The following is an 18,379-nucleotide window of genomic DNA, read 5'->3' as shown; positions in this document are numbered from 1 at the left end:
TTAGAAGCGGGAAGTTAGAAGCTTGAAGTGAAAAGTTAGGTTACAACACTTCATTGCTTCCGTTTTCTAACTTGCCACTCCTATCTAATTTTACTTCTAAAAGAAATCATCATATTCATAATATTAAATGATTCTTCATATAAATCTTTAAATTGCTTTTCAGTAATATATTCTCGTCTTTTTGCTTTATGTAAACAACTCACTACTTCAGCCAAAGAGCGAATAGAATAACCCATAAATTTTTTGAATTCAAGTTTTGATTGTAAAATCGCCCCCTCAGATATGTTCAATGCTATGGAATCAGCTGCCCGACATATTTGTGAAGATAAATTATAAATTTCTTTTTTAGGAAAATCCCGCTCTATTTGTTGAATTTCTTCACCAAAATCCATAGCTCTTTGCCAAATTATAAGCTTTTCAAATTTAAATTGTGCCTCCATAATATTAAATCTTAATGCTCACAACTTCCCACTCCGAACTTCCAACTTCCTACTTATTCAAAGTCCTCAACCGTAAGCGTTACATCTGCTTCAATATTTTTTATCGCTTTTTTACCTACAATTATAGCTCTATCATTCCATTTGATTCCATCTCCGGGTGATTTTAAACAGATCATTTCATCCGTTAGTACATCTCCTTTTTTGATATCAACTTTACTAGTAACACTTCTCGCTAATTTAACTTTAGCAGCTGCCGTGGCAGGGTTTACCTCTTTCAGTCCGTCTCCTATAGCAATTTCAGTAGCTCTAATGTATTCAACCAATTTATTAAGTCCTGATCTTTCAAGTGACCCCGGTTGATCTGTACCTTTCATGGTTCTATCTAAAGTAACGTGTTTTTCAATTATCGCAGCCCCCATAACAGCAGCAGCCGTCGAAACAACAACACCTGATGTATGGTCAGAAAATCCGGTAATTAATCCGTAACGTTCTTTCAGTGTATCCATTACTTTAAGATTCACATTTTCTAATGCACATGGGTATTGAGACGTACATTGCAAAATCATTAATTTATCCTTACCCAATTGCAATGCCTCTATACCAGCATCTATATCTTCAATACTCGCCATACCTGTTGATATGATTACAGGTTTACCTGTTTTACCTAAGGCTTCTAATAACGGTATATTCGTTAAATCTCTTGATGCTATTTTGTAAAAAGGACAATCGATACGCTCTAACAAATCTACTGAGGGTACATCACAGGGCGTACAAAAGTAAGTGATCCCCTTTGCAGAGGCATATTCTTTTAATTCTAAATGCTGTGCTTCATCTAACTCCAAAAACATTCTATGTTCTCCGTAGGTTACCCCAAAAGAATTTGGGTTATCATAAGGTTTATCGAAAGCTTCTTTTGTTAACTCAGAAGGAATGTCTCTTTTTTGAAATTTTACAGCACTTGCTCCTGCATCAACGGACATATCAATTAACTTTTTAGCTAACCGAACTTCTCCGTTATGGTTTTGACCTATCTCTGCAATGATATAGGTAGGATATTCTTCTCCTACCCAAGTTTTGTCTAATTTAATTCTTTGTTTTGTAGCTTTTGGCGTATGTTTTATTCCATCTAAATAGGTATACAGCTCCTTTAAACTAAGCTCTTTTATATCAAATTTAGTAGCGGTCAGCATTTCTTCAAATGCATTTAGTTGATCATTTGTATCAATAGTTAAATACGCATCTAAATCAGGACGCAAGCCTTTAAAATCATTAGGTAATTCTAAAATAGCAAAGGAATTAGGATTCTTTCTAAAAAAGGGAGTTACGTGTTCTCTATCAAAAGATGATCTCGTTAACTCTTGTGCTTCGCGAATGGCACCTACATTAAAAAATTCAGGAACAATATGCGATAAGCCATCAACATGAGTGTAATCTACTTTTCCTTCCACATGACTTTGGAAGGCCAATTTGGAAATTTCTGAAGTATACAAAGGATTGTCAGCCGTAAAACGAACTATAACATCATGCTCATTTAAATCATTACTTGCTTCAACAAAACGATTCAATACATCTAAGGCATCTCCTCTAAAAATTGAAACATCTAATTCTTTAACTGCCGCTTCTAGAGGGTCATCAGCAATTAAATCTGTGGTAGCTACCATAATTTCATCTATAAAATCAAGGTTTTTTACAGAATTTATTACTCTATAAAGTAATGGGATTTCATTAACTGACATTAAAGATTTTCCTCGTAATCTTTTACTAAGCATTCTTGCTTGAATAATGGCTCTTACTTTCACTTGTATATTATTTATTCTATTTCTATAATAATCAATCCTCGGTCATTTCAATTATGAGATTCTTCACTCGCTTTGAATCACTCCTAATCAACTATCATTCTTCTGCTCGCTCTGAATGACAGGTGTAATGGTACTCCTCACCAAATGACAGAAGAAACTGCCAACTGCTACTGGAAATTGCCTACTTACTTATGTATTCATTTCCAAATACTTTGCCACAAAGGCATCAATACCTTCTTGAATGGGGGTTGATGGTTTAAAATCGATGTAATCAAATAAACTTTCAACATTAGCGTAGGTACTTGGTACATCACCCGGCTGAATTGGTTTTAAATTAATCTTACCCTTTTTGTTTAATGCCTTTTCTACGCCTTTAACAAAATCCATCAATTGAACCGGACTATTATTACCAATATTAAAGAGTTGATAAGGAGCTGTACTTGAAGATGGTTTTGGTTTTTTAGGGTCAAAATTAGGATTGTTAGCCATTGGAGCTAAGGGTAGTAATCTTTTAATACTCTCTACAATATCAGCTACATACGTAAAATCTCTACTCATGTTTCCATGATTATATACATCAAACTCCTTGTCTTCTACAATTGCTTTAGTAAATAAATACAACGCCATATCAGGTCTTCCCATTGGGCCATACACGGTAAAGAAACGTAAGCCTGTACTTGGAATTCCAAATAAATGTGAATACGAATGGGCCATCATTTCATTGGCTTTTTTACTGGCCGCATAGATTGCCATAGGATGATCCGTATGACTATCTACTGAAAAAGGAATTTCTTCACTCAATCCATAAACAGAACTTGATGATGCATAGACTAAATGTTTTACTGGATAATTCCGACAACCTTCTAAGATATTTAAAAAACCAGTAATATTATTGTCTATATAGGTTTGAGGATTCTCAATAGAATATCGCACCCCAGCCTGAGCTGCTAAATTAACCACAAAATCAAACTTTTCACGCTTAAAAAGTTCCATCAGATTTTCTTTGTCTTGTAAATCTAACTTTACAAAAGTAATGTCTCCTTTCACCGGAACATTGTCTGCAATTTTATCTCGTGCTATTCCTAAATCTTCAAGCCTCGCATATTTTAAGTTTTGGTCGTAATAGTCATTTATATTATCTATACCAACAACATCATACCCATTTTTTGTCAATAATTTAGATAAATGGTAGCCTATGAAGCCTGCTGCTCCGGTTACGAGGACCTTTTCTTTTTTGTTAATCATTCAATTTTTTTATTATAATTGTCATTCCGACGTAGGAGGAATCTGTTGAATTTTTACTCTATTTTACAGATTCTTCGCTTCGTTGCATTTCGCTCTGAATGACAGATGCTATTATTATCTAAACCTATTGACAATTACGATTGATACGGAAACAAATCATTTAAAAATTCCATATTTTTATTAATTGTCTTTATTAATGTCTCTTTTTTACTCCTACTCCAACCTTTTATTTCTTTCTCTCTTCCAATTGCTTCTTGAATCCAAGTAAACTTCTCGAAATATATCAAATATTCACAATTGTATTTTGAGGCGAACGATTTTTTATTTAATTTAATATTTTCTGAATGTTGAAATAATCGTTTTGCCAAATAATTTGTTACCCCTATGTAAAGAACGGTTTTGTTTTTGTTTGTAATTATGTACACATGGTATGAGTGAATTTCTTTAGTACCGATGTTCATAAATACCGTTTTTTGTATTACGCATACCTGTCATTCCGACGTAGGAGGAATCTGTCAAATTTTAACTCCAATCTAGCAGATTCTTCGCTCCGTTATACTACGCTCTGAATGACAGTGGCGAATTTACTTGATATAATTGACAGTTGAATTTTTTACAACCTACTATCCGACTTATCCTTCGGTAATGTTGCTTTTACGTCAAAAACAATATGATCATCTGCACAATAATTTGAAAGGTCTAACACTTTAAATTCCTTATGAGAAACGGCTATTATTACACCATCATATTTTTTCTTAATATCACTTTCATTGACGATTAAATCAATTCCATATTCATGTTTAACTTCTGCAGCAGTAGCCCAAGGATCATAAACATCTATATTTACTTCAAATGATTCAAATTCGCGAACAATATCAATGGCTCTTGAATTTCTAATATCAGGACAGTCTTCTTTAAAAGTAATTCCCAATACCAATACATTAGATCCTTTGATAGGGATTCCTTTTTTAATCATCATTTTTACAGACTCTTGTGCTACAAAAGGTCCCATACTGTCATTTAAGCGTCTACCCGCTAATATAATTTCAGGATTATATCCTAATTCCATGGCTTTTTGAGCTAAATAATAGGGGTCTACACCAATACAATGCCCTCCTACTAAGCCCGGTCTAAATGGTAAGAAATTCCATTTTGTTCCGGCCGCCTCTAACACTTCTAGTGTATCAATACCCATTAATCGAAATATTTTAGACAACTCATTCACAAATGCTATATTGATATCGCGTTGTGAATTTTCTATTACTTTAGCCGCTTCAGCCACTTTAATAGATGGGGCTAAATGCGTTCCGGCAACAATAATCGATTTATAGACATTATCTACATAGGTCGCAATTTCTGGTGTTGAGCCAGAAGTCACTTTTAAAATTTTAGTAACCGTATGTAATTTATCTCCCGGATTTATTCTTTCTGGTGAATACCCAGCATAAAAGTCTTTATTATAAACTAAGCCTGAAACTTTTTCTAAAATTGGAATACATTCATCTTCCGTTGCTCCTGGAAAAACGGTTGATTCATAAACCACTACATCATCTTTAGACAATACGTTACCTACCGTTTCACTTGCTTTATATAAAGGTGTTAAGTCAGGTCTATTACTCTTATCTACTGGAGTTGGTACCGTAACCACATAAAAGTTTGCCATTTCAATATCTGAAAGGTTATCCGTAAGCCAAAGTCCCGTTTTTGAACCTTTTAAACCATCCAACGAAGTAACGTTCACCCCTTCTAGCTCCTCGGAAGAAGTTTCCAACGTAAAGTCATTATTTCCTCTTAACTCATTAATTCTCTTAGTATTGATATCAAACCCTACGACTTGGTATTTCTTTGCAAATTCTACCGCTAATGGTAAACCTACGTATCCTAAACCTATTATTGCAATTTTAGTTTCTTTCATACTTTTTTTTGTCATTTTACAATTGTCATTGCGAAGGCATTCAAGTAGCTTAATAATTAGACTACAAATTTAAAGTGCCTGTGGCAATCTCATTAATGTTTAAACAAACGTCAATTTTCTTGAAAAATTATTTTTTAAATAACTTTTTTAACCAATGTAATTTTTCATTGGAATGATAACCATTATTATATTTACCATAACCACCATAACCGTATCCATAACCATAGCCGTAACCGTAGCCGTAACCATAAGTGTCTTTTATTTTAAAATCATTTAATACATAACTGATATTTTTTACTTCACCATTTATATATTTATCATCAATCATCTTAGGCATACCTCGTTGGGTATAATTTTGTCTGATGATATACATAATAGCGTCAGCATATTTAAAGAGTTCTATAGCATCAGCTACCAAACCTACCGGAGGTGTATCTATGATAATATAGTCATAATTTTCTTTTAAATACACCATCATTTCTTCAGCCTGATCACTAATCAATAACTCAGACGGATTCGGTGGAATGGGACCTGAAGTGATAATGTCTAAATTTGGAATTCTTGTCGTTTGGATTACTTCGCTCAATTCTTTTTGACCAATCAAATAATTAACAACACCTGTTTCATTACTTACATCAAAATCATCATGTAATTTTGGTTTTCTAAGGTCCAATCCAATTAATATGGTTTTTTTGTCACTCATGGCAAAAACAGATGCCATATTGATTGAACATAAAGTTTTACCTTCTCCACTCACGGAAGAAGTAATAACAACCGTTTTAGAGTTTCCTCCTTTTTTAAATAAGAATTGGATATTAGAACGTAAGGCTCGAAACGATTCAGACAACGATGATTTTGGACTATCAAACACCGCTAAATAACTCTCTATTTTACCACTCCCAATAACTCCTAATACTGGTATTTTATAGGTTTTTTCTATTTCTTCAACTGTTATTATTTTATTATTTAAACCTTCTCTAATCAAAATGTAAATAAACGGTAAGCCCAGCCCTAATAAGGCTCCCACTAAATAATTAAACCTAGTGTTTGGGCTAATAGGGCCTTGCCCTACATCTTTTGCTTTATCTAATATTTTTATATCTGAAACATTTGCTGCAATAGCCGTACCTGCTTCATATTGCTTTTGTTTTAAATATTCGTAATTAGTAGCCGTTATGTTGTAATTACGTTCATATTTAATCAACCCTTGTTCTTTTTTTGGTAAGGTATTTAAACGAGAATTAAACGTCCCCATTCTGCGTTTAATATTATTAAGGTTAGTTATGGTTTGACTTTTTAAATTAGACAAATTTTCCAACACCACATTACGCGTAATATCAATATTGTCTTTAATATTTTTTAATGGAGGATAATCTGGTGTTACCGTTTGTTCTAAGTTCTTTTTTTGTTTAGACAGTTCTACTAACTCTACAATATTTTTGGTAATATTGGCATCTTCAATACCTAAATTTACAGGTGCGGGGATGTCCTGCCCAATTTCATCATTAGAAGTAATATAACCTTCTAAACTGTCATAATACTGTAACCGATCATTCACTTCTTGCTGCTGCCTGTCTAATTCAGTAACTCCGTCTAATAGACTTTGCCCCTGTGAACTTAAATCATAAACCCCACTTTGTTGTTTAAAATTCCCTAAGTCTTCTTCAATTTTTTTAAGATTTGTAGACGCATCATGAAAAACGGTATCAATATACCTTTTAGTTCTCAGGGCATATTCAATTTTCTGTTTTTGTTGGTCGATATCCAACACCGATACGGAAGTGTTGATGTAATCTTCAATTCTCTTTTTATTTGCACCAGTCAATACCAATTCAATGATAGAAGTACCATCTTTTTTGCTACTTACCTTTATATTCTGATATTTTTTAACCGTTCCGTTAAAATCTGAAAATACGATATAATAAGTAGAATTTTCCAAATTAGCACCTACTCTTTTCGGGGTAATTCTAAATTCAGAAAAAGGTGTTTTTATTATACTATTTATCTTGAATGTTTCTGAAAATTTGTTTTCATTTGTATGGTAACTTTCCGTGACATTGGAATTATAATTAATTAAAGAAAATTTTTCTTCCTCAAAATCTACAGAAACCATCACTTCATTATCTTCTAGGAACTCCAATTTAATAGGTGTATTTAAAAGCTGATAACTCAACGTATCCATTGAAATTGAAAAGGGCACCTTGCCATATACATCTTCTTTTCTAAAACTCCCATCTTGCAAATAATTGACGTAGTACTCCAATTTTCTGACCACCTTTTCATTATGGGTTCTCGATTGTAATATGGTAATGATACTCTCCACTTTATCACTTGGCCCACCCCAATTAAAGGCAATATTTGTACTCGAATTAAATAGCGGATTTTGCTCTTCTTTAACGGTGATAATACTATCTAGGCTATACAAACGTACTGCCCGTTTATTTACATAAAACGCAATAAGCACTCCTAAAAATAACATCACTAAAAACAGCTTCCAATGTGAAAGTACTTTAAAAATGTATTCCTTGATGTCAAAAGATTTTATATCATTAACATTAAGATTAAATTTATCTAATTGCTTCATTATCTATTATAAAGTTTTAGCTAATAAAATAGTGGTGGTCACAAAAGACAATACAGATACGATAGTCGTAAAGGTTTGTACACCGGTAGTACCTGTACCCCAAGATTTTTGTTTCAAGGGTTCAATATAAATAACATCATTCGATTGAATATAATAGTCATCGGAAGAAAAAACATTTATATCTGTTAAATCCAACCTTATTTTTTTGGTACCATCTATTTGTTTTCTCACAATGGTTACTCTTTTGCGGTCACCTGTAATTGCTATATCACCTGCACTGGCAATGGCTTCCACTATATTTACTTGATTTTGAAATAAAACTATTGCACCTGGCCTTGAAACTTCACCCAATACCGTAAAACGAATGCCTGCTAATTTAACCGTGATAAAAACATCATCAAGATCTTTAAAATACTTAGCTAATTCAGACTCCATTTTCTCTCGCACTTCTTTCTCCGTATACCCTAATACATTTAGCTCACCTATATAAGGAATTCTGATATTTCCATGACGGTCTATGGTATAACCACTTAAATAAAATTGATCTGCATTCACTTGACCAGCATTACCAATGTTTTGACTTACAGACTGATTAAATAACGCCACCAATGTTTCGTCATTGGCTTTTATTTTAATATCTAAAATATCATTAACCTGCAGTTTATAAGGTTCATTTAAGATTTTATACATTTCTTTATTCGCAGAAGGTTCTCCCTGAAAATAGGTCAATTCTTTTTTAGGAATACAAGAACTTAGTAATAAACCTAAACTTAATATGATTAAAATGGTACGTAGCATTAGTTTTTTTAACTTGTCGGCAAATATAATTTTAAAATCTCTATTATCCTTAATTTTGCAGGTTAAAAATATAAACATGCTATTTCAAATTAAATATTTTTTTAACTTTTTATTTAAATCGACAAATCAACATGGGGTGCATTCTCCTTTTGTTTTTAAGTTGTTAACGGATTGTTTTTACGATAAAACAGAGAAACCTTGGTATTCAAAATTACGTGATTATAGACATTCTTTAGTAAAGAATAACGCCAGTATCACGGTTAAAGATTTTGGAGCAGGTTCAAAAGCCTTGGATAAAAAGGAACGAAAAGTCACAGATATTGCAAAAAATGCAGGTATCACCCTAAAAAGAGCACAATTATTAGGAAGACTCGTAGCTTATTTTGATATTCAACACACTTTAGAAATTGGAACTTCATTAGGGATTTCAACGGCAGCGATGCGAATGGCAAAGTCAACTCATTCAATTACGACCTTAGAAGGTTGCCCTAATACCGCTCAAATTGCAATAGATAGTTTTGAAACATTTGGGTTAAAAAATATTGACCTCGAGATCGGAAGCTTTGCTGAGACCTTACCTAACGTGTTAAAAAATAACACCTTTGACCTTATCTATTTTGACGGAAACCATCAGAAACAAGCCACCATCGATTATTTTCTAGCCTGTTTACCACATATCCATAATGAATCTGTCTTTATATTTGATGATATTTATTGGAGCAAAGGCATGTCAGAAGCGTGGAAATATATTAAAAACCACGCAAGTGTTACCGTTAGTATAGATACTTTTTATTGGGGCATTGTATTCTTTAGAAAAGAACAAGAGAAAGAGGCTTTTGTGGTGAGGGTTTAGGATAAAATTGGTATTCAAGTATCATTTATGAGATTGCCACGTCGCATAAAAACACAAGTACTAATCGAAAATAATTTCATTCTGCTCCTCGCAATGACAATCAAATTCCCCTCTTGAGAGGGGTTAAGGGGAGTGTTTTTAATCAATTTAATTCTAAGTAACAATGAGCAGATTGCCACGTCGCTTGAATTATTAGTACCTATCAAAGAAATTTCCATTATGCTCCTCGCAATGACGAACAAATACCAAAATTCAAATCTCAAATTCCAAAATTTTAAAAATAGAGTTATAATAAAATTGGCATTGAAGTATAATTTATGAGATTGCCACGTCACTTATGATGTTAGTACTATCATAAATAATTTCGTTATGCTCCTCGCAATGACGAACAAATTCCCCTCTTGAGAGGGGCTAAGGGGAGTGTTTTTGAACTGAATAACAAAAGCAAAACCAATTGACCGAAGACATAATTAATTCTCCTCGCAATGACGAACAAATTCCAAAATTCAAATCTCAAATTCCAAAATTTTAAAAATAGAGTATAATTAAATTGACATTGGAGTATCATTAATGAGATTGCCACGTCGCATAAAAAACACAAGTAAAAATAAAAGAAATTTCCATTATGCTCCTCGTAATGACGAACAAATTCCAAAATTCAAATCTCAAATCTCAAATAAAAAACAAATCTCAAATTCCAAAATTTTAAAAATAGAGTTGTAATTAAATTGGCATTGAAGTATAATTAATGAGATTGCCACGTCACTTATGATGTAAGTACTACCATAAATAATTTCGTTAAGCTCCTCGCAATGACGAACAAATTCCCCTCTTGAGAGGGGCTAAGGGGAGTGTTTTAAATCAATTTAATTCTAAGTAACAATAAACAGATTGCCAATTCGCGTAAAAAATACAAGTACCAATTGAAGAAATTCCCGCTATGCTCCTCGCAATGACGAACAAATTCCAAAATTCAAATCTCAAATCTCAAATAAAAAACAAATCTAAAATTCCAAAATTTTAAAAATAGAGTTATAATTAAATTGACATTGGAGTATCATAAATGAGATTGCCACGTCACTTATGATGTAAGTACTATCATAAATAATTTCGTTAAGCTCCTCACAATGACGAACAAATTCCCCTCTTGAGAGGGGCTAAGGGGAGTGTTTTTGATTGAATGAGTACCGAGGAGCGATTAACAGATTGCCACGTCGCATAAAAACACAAGTGCTAACTGAAGGAAATTCCGTTATGCTCCTCGCAATGACAGGTTAACAAAAAATGGCATGTATTATCCTCTAATTTTTAATACATTTGTAATGACAAAAATCGTTCAATGAAAATTATTAAATCACTACTGTTTCTTAGTACAGTCGTTCTATTTATCGCTTGTAAACAAGAGCAAAAGCCTTCACCTAAAATAAATACAAACACTTCAGTTACGTACGCTCAAGGATTTGATATACAGTATTTTGATGGTTTTAAAAAATTAATCATTAAAACCCCATACCCCAATGCAGAAGAAGCTTTGGAGTATCTCATTATTCCAAAAGGAAACAATATACCTGATAGTTTAAAAACACTTAAAATAATTAGAACCCCTGTTGAGAAAGTCGTCGTTACTTCTACTACTCATATTCCTATGTTAGAGTTATTAGGAGAAGAAGATGCATTAATTGGTTTTCCTAATTTAAAATACATTTCTTCTTCCAAAACCCGTAATAGGATTGATTTAAATCTAATTACTGAACTGGGTAATGAAGAAAGTATCAATACAGAAATTTTATTAGATATAGCCCCTGAACTTTTGATTGGTTTTTCAATGAGCAATAACAATAAAATGTTCAATACCATTGAAAAAGCTGGAATTCCCGTTGTATTAAATGGTGATTGGTTAGAAGAAACACCACTAGGTAGAGCAGAATGGATTAAATTTTTTGCGGTATTTTTCGATAAAGAAAAAGAAGCAGACAGTATTTTCACGGCTATTGAAGCAGATTATAAAGATGCAGTCGCCATAGCAACAAAAGCGACGACAAAACCATCCATCCTCTCTGGTGTACTTTACAAAGATGTATGGAATTTACCTGCTGGCGAAAGTTTTGTAGCAAAATTCTTAAAAGATGCCAACACCAATTACCTTTGGGCAGATACAAAAGGAAAAGGAAGTTTATCACTCAGTTTTGAATCTGTTTATGATAAAGGTCAACATGCTGAATTATGGATAGCTCCAGGTCATTATTCTAGCTTAGAGCAGTTAGAACAAGCCAACGAGCATTATGTGAAATTTGATGCTTTTAAGAACAATAAGGTATTTTCCTTTACTCAGAAAAAAGGGGCAGCAGGCGGAGCATTGTATTACGAATTGGCTCCCGTGCAACCTCATATTGTTTTGAAAGACATTATTAAAATTACACATCCTGATTTATTACCTACCTATGAACCTGTATATCTACAAAAATTAAATTGAGATTACAAAGTGCATATGGTCTGAAGTTTATAATGTTGCTATGTTTATTAGGGGTAGCATTTCTTATAAATATTAGTTTGGGTTCTGTTGATATTCCACTTGAAGATATTGTGAAGATATTATTTGGTAATGATTCCATTAAAGGTTCTTGGCAAGATATTATTCTTGATTTTCGATTGCCAAAGTCTATTACCGCCATTTTAGTAGGGTCAGGACTTTCCATTAGTGGTCTTTTAATGCAAACGCTTTTTAGAAATCCTCTTGCTGGTCCTTTTGTATTAGGTATCAGTTCTGGGGCAAGTTTAGGTGTTGCCATATTAATCTTAGGCACTTCTACTTTTGCAGGTGCTGCCGCTACCCTATCCATTTCAAATATAGGAATTGCTCTTGCCGCCAGTTTGGGTGCTTTCTTTGTATTGTCTGTTGTAATGTTAGTGGCTAGAAATATTAAAAATACCATGTCCATTCTTATTATAGGATTAATGTTTGGAAGCTTTACCGCTGCAATCATAAGTATTCTTGCCTATTTTAGCAGTGCCGAAAGCTTACAACAATATGTTTTTTGGACCTTTGGAAGTTTAGGAAACTTAGCATGGAGCGAGATCTTGATTCTATTATTTGTTACCGTGTTGAGCTTAGGTCTGGTAATCACCATTATAAAACCGTTAAACAGTTTACTATTAGGAGAGAACTATGCGGTGAGCTTGGGGGTAAACTTAAAGAAAACACGAAATTTGACCATGGTTGTCACGGGGTTACTTACTGGCGTTATAACCGCTTTCTCTGGACCAATTGCCTTTATTGGACTCGCTGTTCCTCATTTAACAAAATTGATTATAAAAACATCAGATCATAAAATTATTTTACCAGCAGTATCTATTATAGGAGCCATTATAATGCTCTTTAGCGATACCATTGCCCAATTACCTACCAGTGAATATACATTGCCTATTAATGCCGTTACCTCTTTGTTTGGTGCTCCTGTAGTAATTTGGCTGCTTATTAGAAAAAGAAATAGCTATTGATTACAAATCATTCACATATCGTATTAAAAACCGAAAATTTAAAAATTGGTTATCAACATAAAAAGAAAACACTTTGTATCGCTGATAACATAAATATTAGCTTATCAAAAGGCCAATTTGTTTGTTTATTAGGAAAAAATGGAATTGGTAAATCTACATTAATTCGCACGTTAACCAAGGTGCAACCGCAACTAGATGGCACTGTTTTCATTGGTGCTATAGCATTAGAGTCTATAACAAATATTGATTTGGCAAAAAAAATGAGCTTGGTGATGACGGAAAGAATTCCAGAAAGCAACCTTACCGTATATGAACTCATTGCCTTAGGAAGACAGCCTTATACCAATTGGATTGGTAGTTTAACTGAAGATGACATTAATTTTATTGATCTTGCGATTTCACAAACCAATATAAAACATATAATTGATAAAAGGTATAATGAACTTAGTGATGGTCAGTTACAAAAAGTAATGATAGCAAGAGCTTTGGCACAGAATACAGATCTTATCATTTTGGATGAACCCACGGCACATTTAGATATTCAGAATAAAGTTGCCATTTTTAAATTATTAAAAACATTATCTAAAAAGTATCAAAAAACAGTTTTAATCTCTTCACATGAAATCTCTTTGGCCCTTCAATTGGCTGATGAATTATTATTAATGAATGAAAAAGGGTTAATTGCTGGGGATACTGAAACTTTAATTGCTGACGGTAGTGTTTCCACATTATTTAGTTCCAATTTAGTAACATTTGATGCGAGTTCTAAACAATTCGTTATAAATACTGATTAAATGGTTACTTTTGTGTATTCAAAAATTTTTAATAAAATTATTAATGAAGATTAGTCTTATCGTCGTTATTTTTTCATTTGTACTTTCATGTAGTAGTACACAAAAAAAATCCGATTCTCAATCAGAAACTACAGAAAGAAGTACCAGTATAGCCCCTACTGATAATCAAGTTAAAGAGCCTTCTAAAATTAAATTATTGAATGATTCCGGTAAAGTTTACGCAGAATCAATCCTTCAAGAAGATTTAAAAGAGGTGTTATATACCTTAGCTTCTGATGCTTATGAAGGTAGATTTACAGGCGAGCCTGGACAAAAAAAAGCAGCTCAATTTATTACGGATTATTATAAAACCTTAGGTATTTCAGCGGCCAATTCAGATGGTAACTATTTACAAGAAATTCCACAAGCTTATTTTAAAGGCAATGCTAAATTTAGCTCTGAAAATGTTGTCGCTTATATAAAAGGAACAGAGAAACCTGATGAATATGTGGTAATTTCTGCACATTATGATCATGTTGGTGTAAAAGGTGGCAAAGTATATAATGGTGCTGATGATGACGCTTCTGGTACTACCGCTGTCTTAGAAATTGCAAAAGCATTCCAAAAAGCCGTAAAAGCAGGTAATGGTCCAAAACGTTCTGTCGTTTTTTTACACGTAACAGGTGAAGAAATTGGCTTATATGGTTCTAAATATTATACGGAGAACCCTATCTTTCCTTTAGAAAATACAATTGTCGATTTAAATATAGATATGATAGGAAGAGTTGACGAAAAGCATCAGGAAACACCTGAATTTATATATTTAATTGGAGCAGACAAATTGAGTACAGAATTACATGAAATTTCAGAAGCAGTAAATAAGAAATACACTCAACTACAATTAGATTACACGTATAATGATGATAAGGATCCGAATCGATTTTATTACAGATCTGATCATTATAATTTTGCAAAAAATAATATCCCTGTTATTTTTTATTTTAATGGGGTTCATGAAGATTATCATAAAGACACGGATACACCGGACAAAATTAGATACGATTTACTTCAAAAAAGAGCACAATTGGCTTTCTATACTGCTTGGGAAATCGCAAATCGAGATCAGAAATTAGAAGTAGATAAGGAATAAGTGTACGCCATAGTCGACATAGAAACAACGGGAGGTAAATTCAACGAGGAAGGTATAACCGAAATCGCTATTCATAAATTTGATGGGCATCAAATTGTAGATAGCTTTATCAGTTTGGTAAACCCCGAACGAAGCATACAACCATTTGTAGTAAATCTAACCGGTATCAACAATAAAATGTTACGTAATGCACCTAAATTTTTTGAGGTTGCCAAACGTATCATAGAAATTACAACAGACTGTGTAATTGTAGCCCATAATTCAAAATTTGATTACCGAATTTTACAGACAGAATTCATCCGTTTAGGATATGAATATGAACGTGAGTCTTTATGTACCGTTGAACTTAGTAAAAAATTAATTCCCGATTTAGATTCTTATAAACTCGGAAAGTTATGCCGAACACTTGGTATTCCGGTAACGGACAGACATAGAGCTAATGGTGATGCCATAGCTACGGTTAAACTTTTTCAATTATTACTAGATAAAGATGTTGAAAAAGAGATTATAAAAAGTACGGTTAGAAACAAGCCTAAATTACAGTTAGATCCTAAGTTAATTGATATTGTTGAAGATATGCCTGCTAAAACTGGTGTATATTATATCCATCGTTCTGATGGTGAAATTATCTACATTGGTAAAAGTGTAAACATAAAGAAGCGTATCAATCAACACTTTACCAATAGTAGTCAAAAATCTAAGAAAATACAAAACCTCGTAAGTACAGTTACGTACGAAATTACAGGAAGTGAGCTAGTAGCCTTGCTCAAAGAAAGTGAAGAAATTAAGCGTAACAAACCCATTTTTAACCGAGCTCTACGGAGAACTGTATTTACCCATGCCTTATATAGCTTTGTAGATGACAAAGGCTATATTAACTTGGAAATTGATAAAGCGGATGGAAGAGACAATCCGATAACTACTTTTGCGAATAGACAGAGTGCTAAAAGTCACCTTTTTAAAATTACAGAAGAATTTAAATTGTGTCAGAAATTAACGGGTATCTATAACACCAAAACAAATTGCTTTAGTTATACCATTAAAGCATGTAATGGAGCCTGTATTCTTGAGGAAAGTGCCGAAGTATACAATGAACGAGTACAGCAAGTAATTGACAAACATAGTTTTGAGAATAAAAACATGGTCATAATTGATAAGGGCCGTGAATATGACGAACATAGTGCCTTATTGATTGAAAATGGTATTTTTAAAGGGATTGGATTTTATAATTTGAACTATCAAATTAATAATATTGACGTACTAAAATCACTTATTACTTCCATGGAAAATAACCGTGATGTACAACATATTATAAAAAGTTATTTACGCAGAAATAAGGTGAAAAAAATAATTGATCTATAAGTCTCTACATGAAATATCTTATTCCTTTTTTCCTATTGTGCATTAGTTTTAATGGTTTTGCACAAGCAAAAGAAGAGTATACTTTTGGTAAAATTTCACAAAAAGATTACGAGCTTACTATTTACGAAAGAGATTCTACGGCAAACGCAGTTTATTTATATGAAAAAGGTAAAACTACTTTTATTCAAACCACAAACTCTATTGTTATAAGCACTAAATATTATGCTAAAATTAAAATTTTCAATAAGGAAGCATTTGATGTTGCAACAATTGAAATACCTATTTATAACAATAATAGTACTAGTGAAAAAGTAAAAGATATAAAAGCAGTCACTCACAATGGTATGCAAAAAATGTATCTTTCAAAAGATAATATTTTTACGGATAAAATTAATGACAATTGGTCTAACGTAAAATTTACAATGCCCAATTTAAAGGAAAATAGTATTATAGAATATGAATACACATTAGAGTCTCCCTTTAAATTTAATTTTACAGGATGGGATTTTCAGACCGATATTCCCAAAATTAAAAGTGAATTTTATGCTTTAATTCCAGGTAATTACGTTTATAACAGACGATTAATGGGATTTCAACAATTATCAAAAAATGAATCTAAAATAAAGAAAAGGTGTTTTTCTATTTCTGGTATGACCGGTGAAGCTGATTGTGAAGAATTAATTTATGCCATGGAAAACATTCCCGCTTTTATTGAGGAAGATTTTATGACTTCTAAATCTAATTATTTATCCGCATTAAAATTTGAACTTTCTGAATTTAGAGGTTTTGACGGCATAAATCATCAATATACTGAAACTTGGAAAAGTGTAGATAAAGAATTTAAAGGTGATAAAAATATCGGTCGGCAACTTAGAAAAGTGGACTACTTAGAAAAAAGAATCCCTGAATCTTTTTTAACAGGTGTTAATAATCTAGATAAAGCTAAAGAAATCTATGCTTTTATAAAAGCTCATTTTACATGGAATAATAAAATAAGGTTATTTAAAGATGTTAAGGTAAAAGATGCGTTTAATAATAAGATGGGTAATTCAACGGAGATAAACATTGCCCTTATTAATGCTTTAAATGCTGCTGGTTATGATGCAGAAATTGCTTTACTTTCTAGACGGAGTTATGGGTTACCAACGAAGTTGTATCCAGTAATGACTGATTTTAATTATGCAATAGCTAAAGTTACTATTGATGGAGAAAGTTATCTTTTAGACGCCACGCGTAAGACCATGCCTTTTGGTATGCTTCCATTTAATTTATTAAATTCATATGCTCGCGTAATGAACTTTAAAAAAGGTAGTTATTGGGTAGATATTAAACCCAATAAAAACAATAGAGTTTTAATGACAATGGATTTAAAAATAGATGAAAATGGTGATTTTAATGGTTCCATTAAAAAATCATATTCAGGCTATAGGGCATTTGATAAGCGAATTGAAATTATTGAATCTTCAGAGGATGATTATTTGGAAGAAATTGAAAATGACGATAAAATTATAGTAAACCAATATGAAAATTTGAATCTAGACGGTGAAGAAAATAATTTGAAAGAAGAATTCAATATCACTATCGAAAGTAATTTGAATAAGAATCTTATGATTATTAATCCGTTTATTCTTTCAAAAATATCTAAAAATCCATTTCAATTAAAAGAAAGAACCTATCCTATTGATTTTGGTTATCCTCGAACTTTTATATATAGCTTAAGACTTCAAACACCTGAAGGTTACAGTATTAAATCTTTACCAAAAAGTACTGCTTTTAAGCTTCCTAATACAGGTGGAAATTATATTTTTAGTATACAACAAAAAGCTAATGATATTATCATGATGTATAAATTTGTAATCGGAAAAAGCTACTTTGTACCTGAAGAATATCCCTATCTTAAAGAATTTTATGCACAAATCATCAAAACTCAGAATTCTTTGATAACTTTAGAAAAAATATAAT

Annotated in this window: 14 protein-coding genes; 7 read left to right on the top strand and 7 right to left on the bottom strand. The window is 32.4% G+C overall.

All coding sequences use genetic code 11. The features are described 5' to 3' along the window. Window positions 1-80: 80 nt before the first annotated feature. The 7 genes from FF125_RS10315 to FF125_RS10285 form a co-directional block, all read right to left on the bottom strand. Window positions 81-440, bottom strand: coding sequence for a four helix bundle protein (locus FF125_RS10315; RefSeq protein ID WP_138949691.1), 360 nt, complete (start codon window positions 438-440; stop codon window positions 81-83). Window positions 441-493: 53 nt separating this feature from the next. Beyond that, window positions 494-2,239 carry an N-acetylneuraminate synthase family protein gene (locus tag FF125_RS10310; RefSeq protein ID WP_138949690.1) on the bottom strand — a complete coding sequence of 582 codons (1,746 nt, stop codon included), beginning with the start codon at window positions 2,237-2,239 and terminating at the stop codon, window positions 494-496. Window positions 2,240-2,428: 189 nt separating this feature from the next. Continuing rightward, window positions 2,429-3,484 carry an NAD-dependent epimerase gene (locus tag FF125_RS10305; protein WP_138949689.1) on the bottom strand — a complete coding sequence of 352 codons (1,056 nt, stop codon included), beginning with the start codon at window positions 3,482-3,484 and terminating at the stop codon, window positions 2,429-2,431. Between the two features lie 134 nt (window positions 3,485-3,618). Beyond that, the gene (locus tag FF125_RS10300) at window positions 3,619-3,945 is read right to left on the bottom strand and encodes a GIY-YIG nuclease family protein (RefSeq protein ID WP_138949688.1); all 327 of its coding nucleotides are present in this window, start codon (window positions 3,943-3,945) and stop codon (window positions 3,619-3,621) included. Between the two features lie 152 nt (window positions 3,946-4,097). Further along, window positions 4,098-5,399 carry a nucleotide sugar dehydrogenase gene (locus FF125_RS10295; RefSeq protein ID WP_138949687.1) on the bottom strand — a complete coding sequence of 434 codons (1,302 nt, stop codon included), beginning with the start codon at window positions 5,397-5,399 and terminating at the stop codon, window positions 4,098-4,100. A gap of 127 nt (window positions 5,400-5,526) precedes the next feature. Beyond that, entirely contained in the window at window positions 5,527-7,983 is a 2,457-nt protein-coding gene (locus FF125_RS10290) for a polysaccharide biosynthesis tyrosine autokinase (protein ID WP_138949686.1), read from the bottom strand. Between the two features lie 6 nt (window positions 7,984-7,989). Next, window positions 7,990-8,859 carry a polysaccharide biosynthesis/export family protein gene (locus FF125_RS10285; RefSeq protein WP_250629730.1) on the bottom strand — a complete coding sequence of 290 codons (870 nt, stop codon included), beginning with the start codon at window positions 8,857-8,859 and terminating at the stop codon, window positions 7,990-7,992. Here FF125_RS10285 and FF125_RS10280 point away from each other — a divergent pair. The 7 genes from FF125_RS10280 to FF125_RS10250 all read left to right on the top strand — a co-directional run bounded on the left by FF125_RS10280 (window position 8,858) and on the right by FF125_RS10250 (window position 18,378). Beyond that, a complete protein-coding gene (locus tag FF125_RS10280) occupies window positions 8,858-9,634 on the top strand; it encodes an O-methyltransferase (protein ID WP_138949685.1) in 777 nt (258 codons plus the stop codon). The two genes, FF125_RS10285 and FF125_RS10280, sit on opposite strands and share 2 nt — an antisense overlap. Window positions 9,635-10,973: 1,339 nt before the next feature. Then, the gene (locus FF125_RS10275) at window positions 10,974-12,107 is read left to right on the top strand and encodes an ABC transporter substrate-binding protein (RefSeq protein ID WP_138949684.1); all 1,134 of its coding nucleotides are present in this window, start codon (window positions 10,974-10,976) and stop codon (window positions 12,105-12,107) included. A 32-nt stretch (window positions 12,108-12,139) separates the two neighbouring features. After that, window positions 12,140-13,132 (top strand): FecCD family ABC transporter permease, encoded by a 993-nt coding sequence (locus tag FF125_RS10270; protein ID WP_138952499.1) that lies wholly within the window; start codon window positions 12,140-12,142, stop codon window positions 13,130-13,132. After that, window positions 13,129-13,926: an ABC transporter ATP-binding protein gene (locus FF125_RS10265; RefSeq protein WP_138949683.1), complete on the top strand. Its 798-nt coding sequence runs from the start codon at window positions 13,129-13,131 to the stop codon at window positions 13,924-13,926. Before FF125_RS10270 ends, FF125_RS10265 begins: the two co-directional genes overlap by 4 nt. 43 nt (window positions 13,927-13,969) lie before the next feature. After that, the gene (locus FF125_RS10260) at window positions 13,970-15,055 is read left to right on the top strand and encodes a M28 family metallopeptidase (protein WP_138949682.1); all 1,086 of its coding nucleotides are present in this window, start codon (window positions 13,970-13,972) and stop codon (window positions 15,053-15,055) included. Continuing rightward, a complete protein-coding gene (locus FF125_RS10255) occupies window positions 15,056-16,417 on the top strand; it encodes an exonuclease domain-containing protein (protein ID WP_138949681.1) in 1,362 nt (453 codons plus the stop codon). Between the two features lie 8 nt (window positions 16,418-16,425). Beyond that, entirely contained in the window at window positions 16,426-18,378 is a 1,953-nt protein-coding gene (locus FF125_RS10250) for a DUF3857 domain-containing protein (RefSeq protein WP_138949680.1), read from the top strand. The last annotated feature ends 1 nt before the right edge of the window (window position 18,379 follow it).

Source organism: Aureibaculum algae (assembly GCF_006065315.1).
GTDB lineage: Bacteria > Bacteroidota > Bacteroidia > Flavobacteriales > Flavobacteriaceae > Aureibaculum > Aureibaculum algae.
Note: the sequence above shows the minus strand (reverse complement) of the source record. Positions and strands in the feature narration are given on the sequence as shown.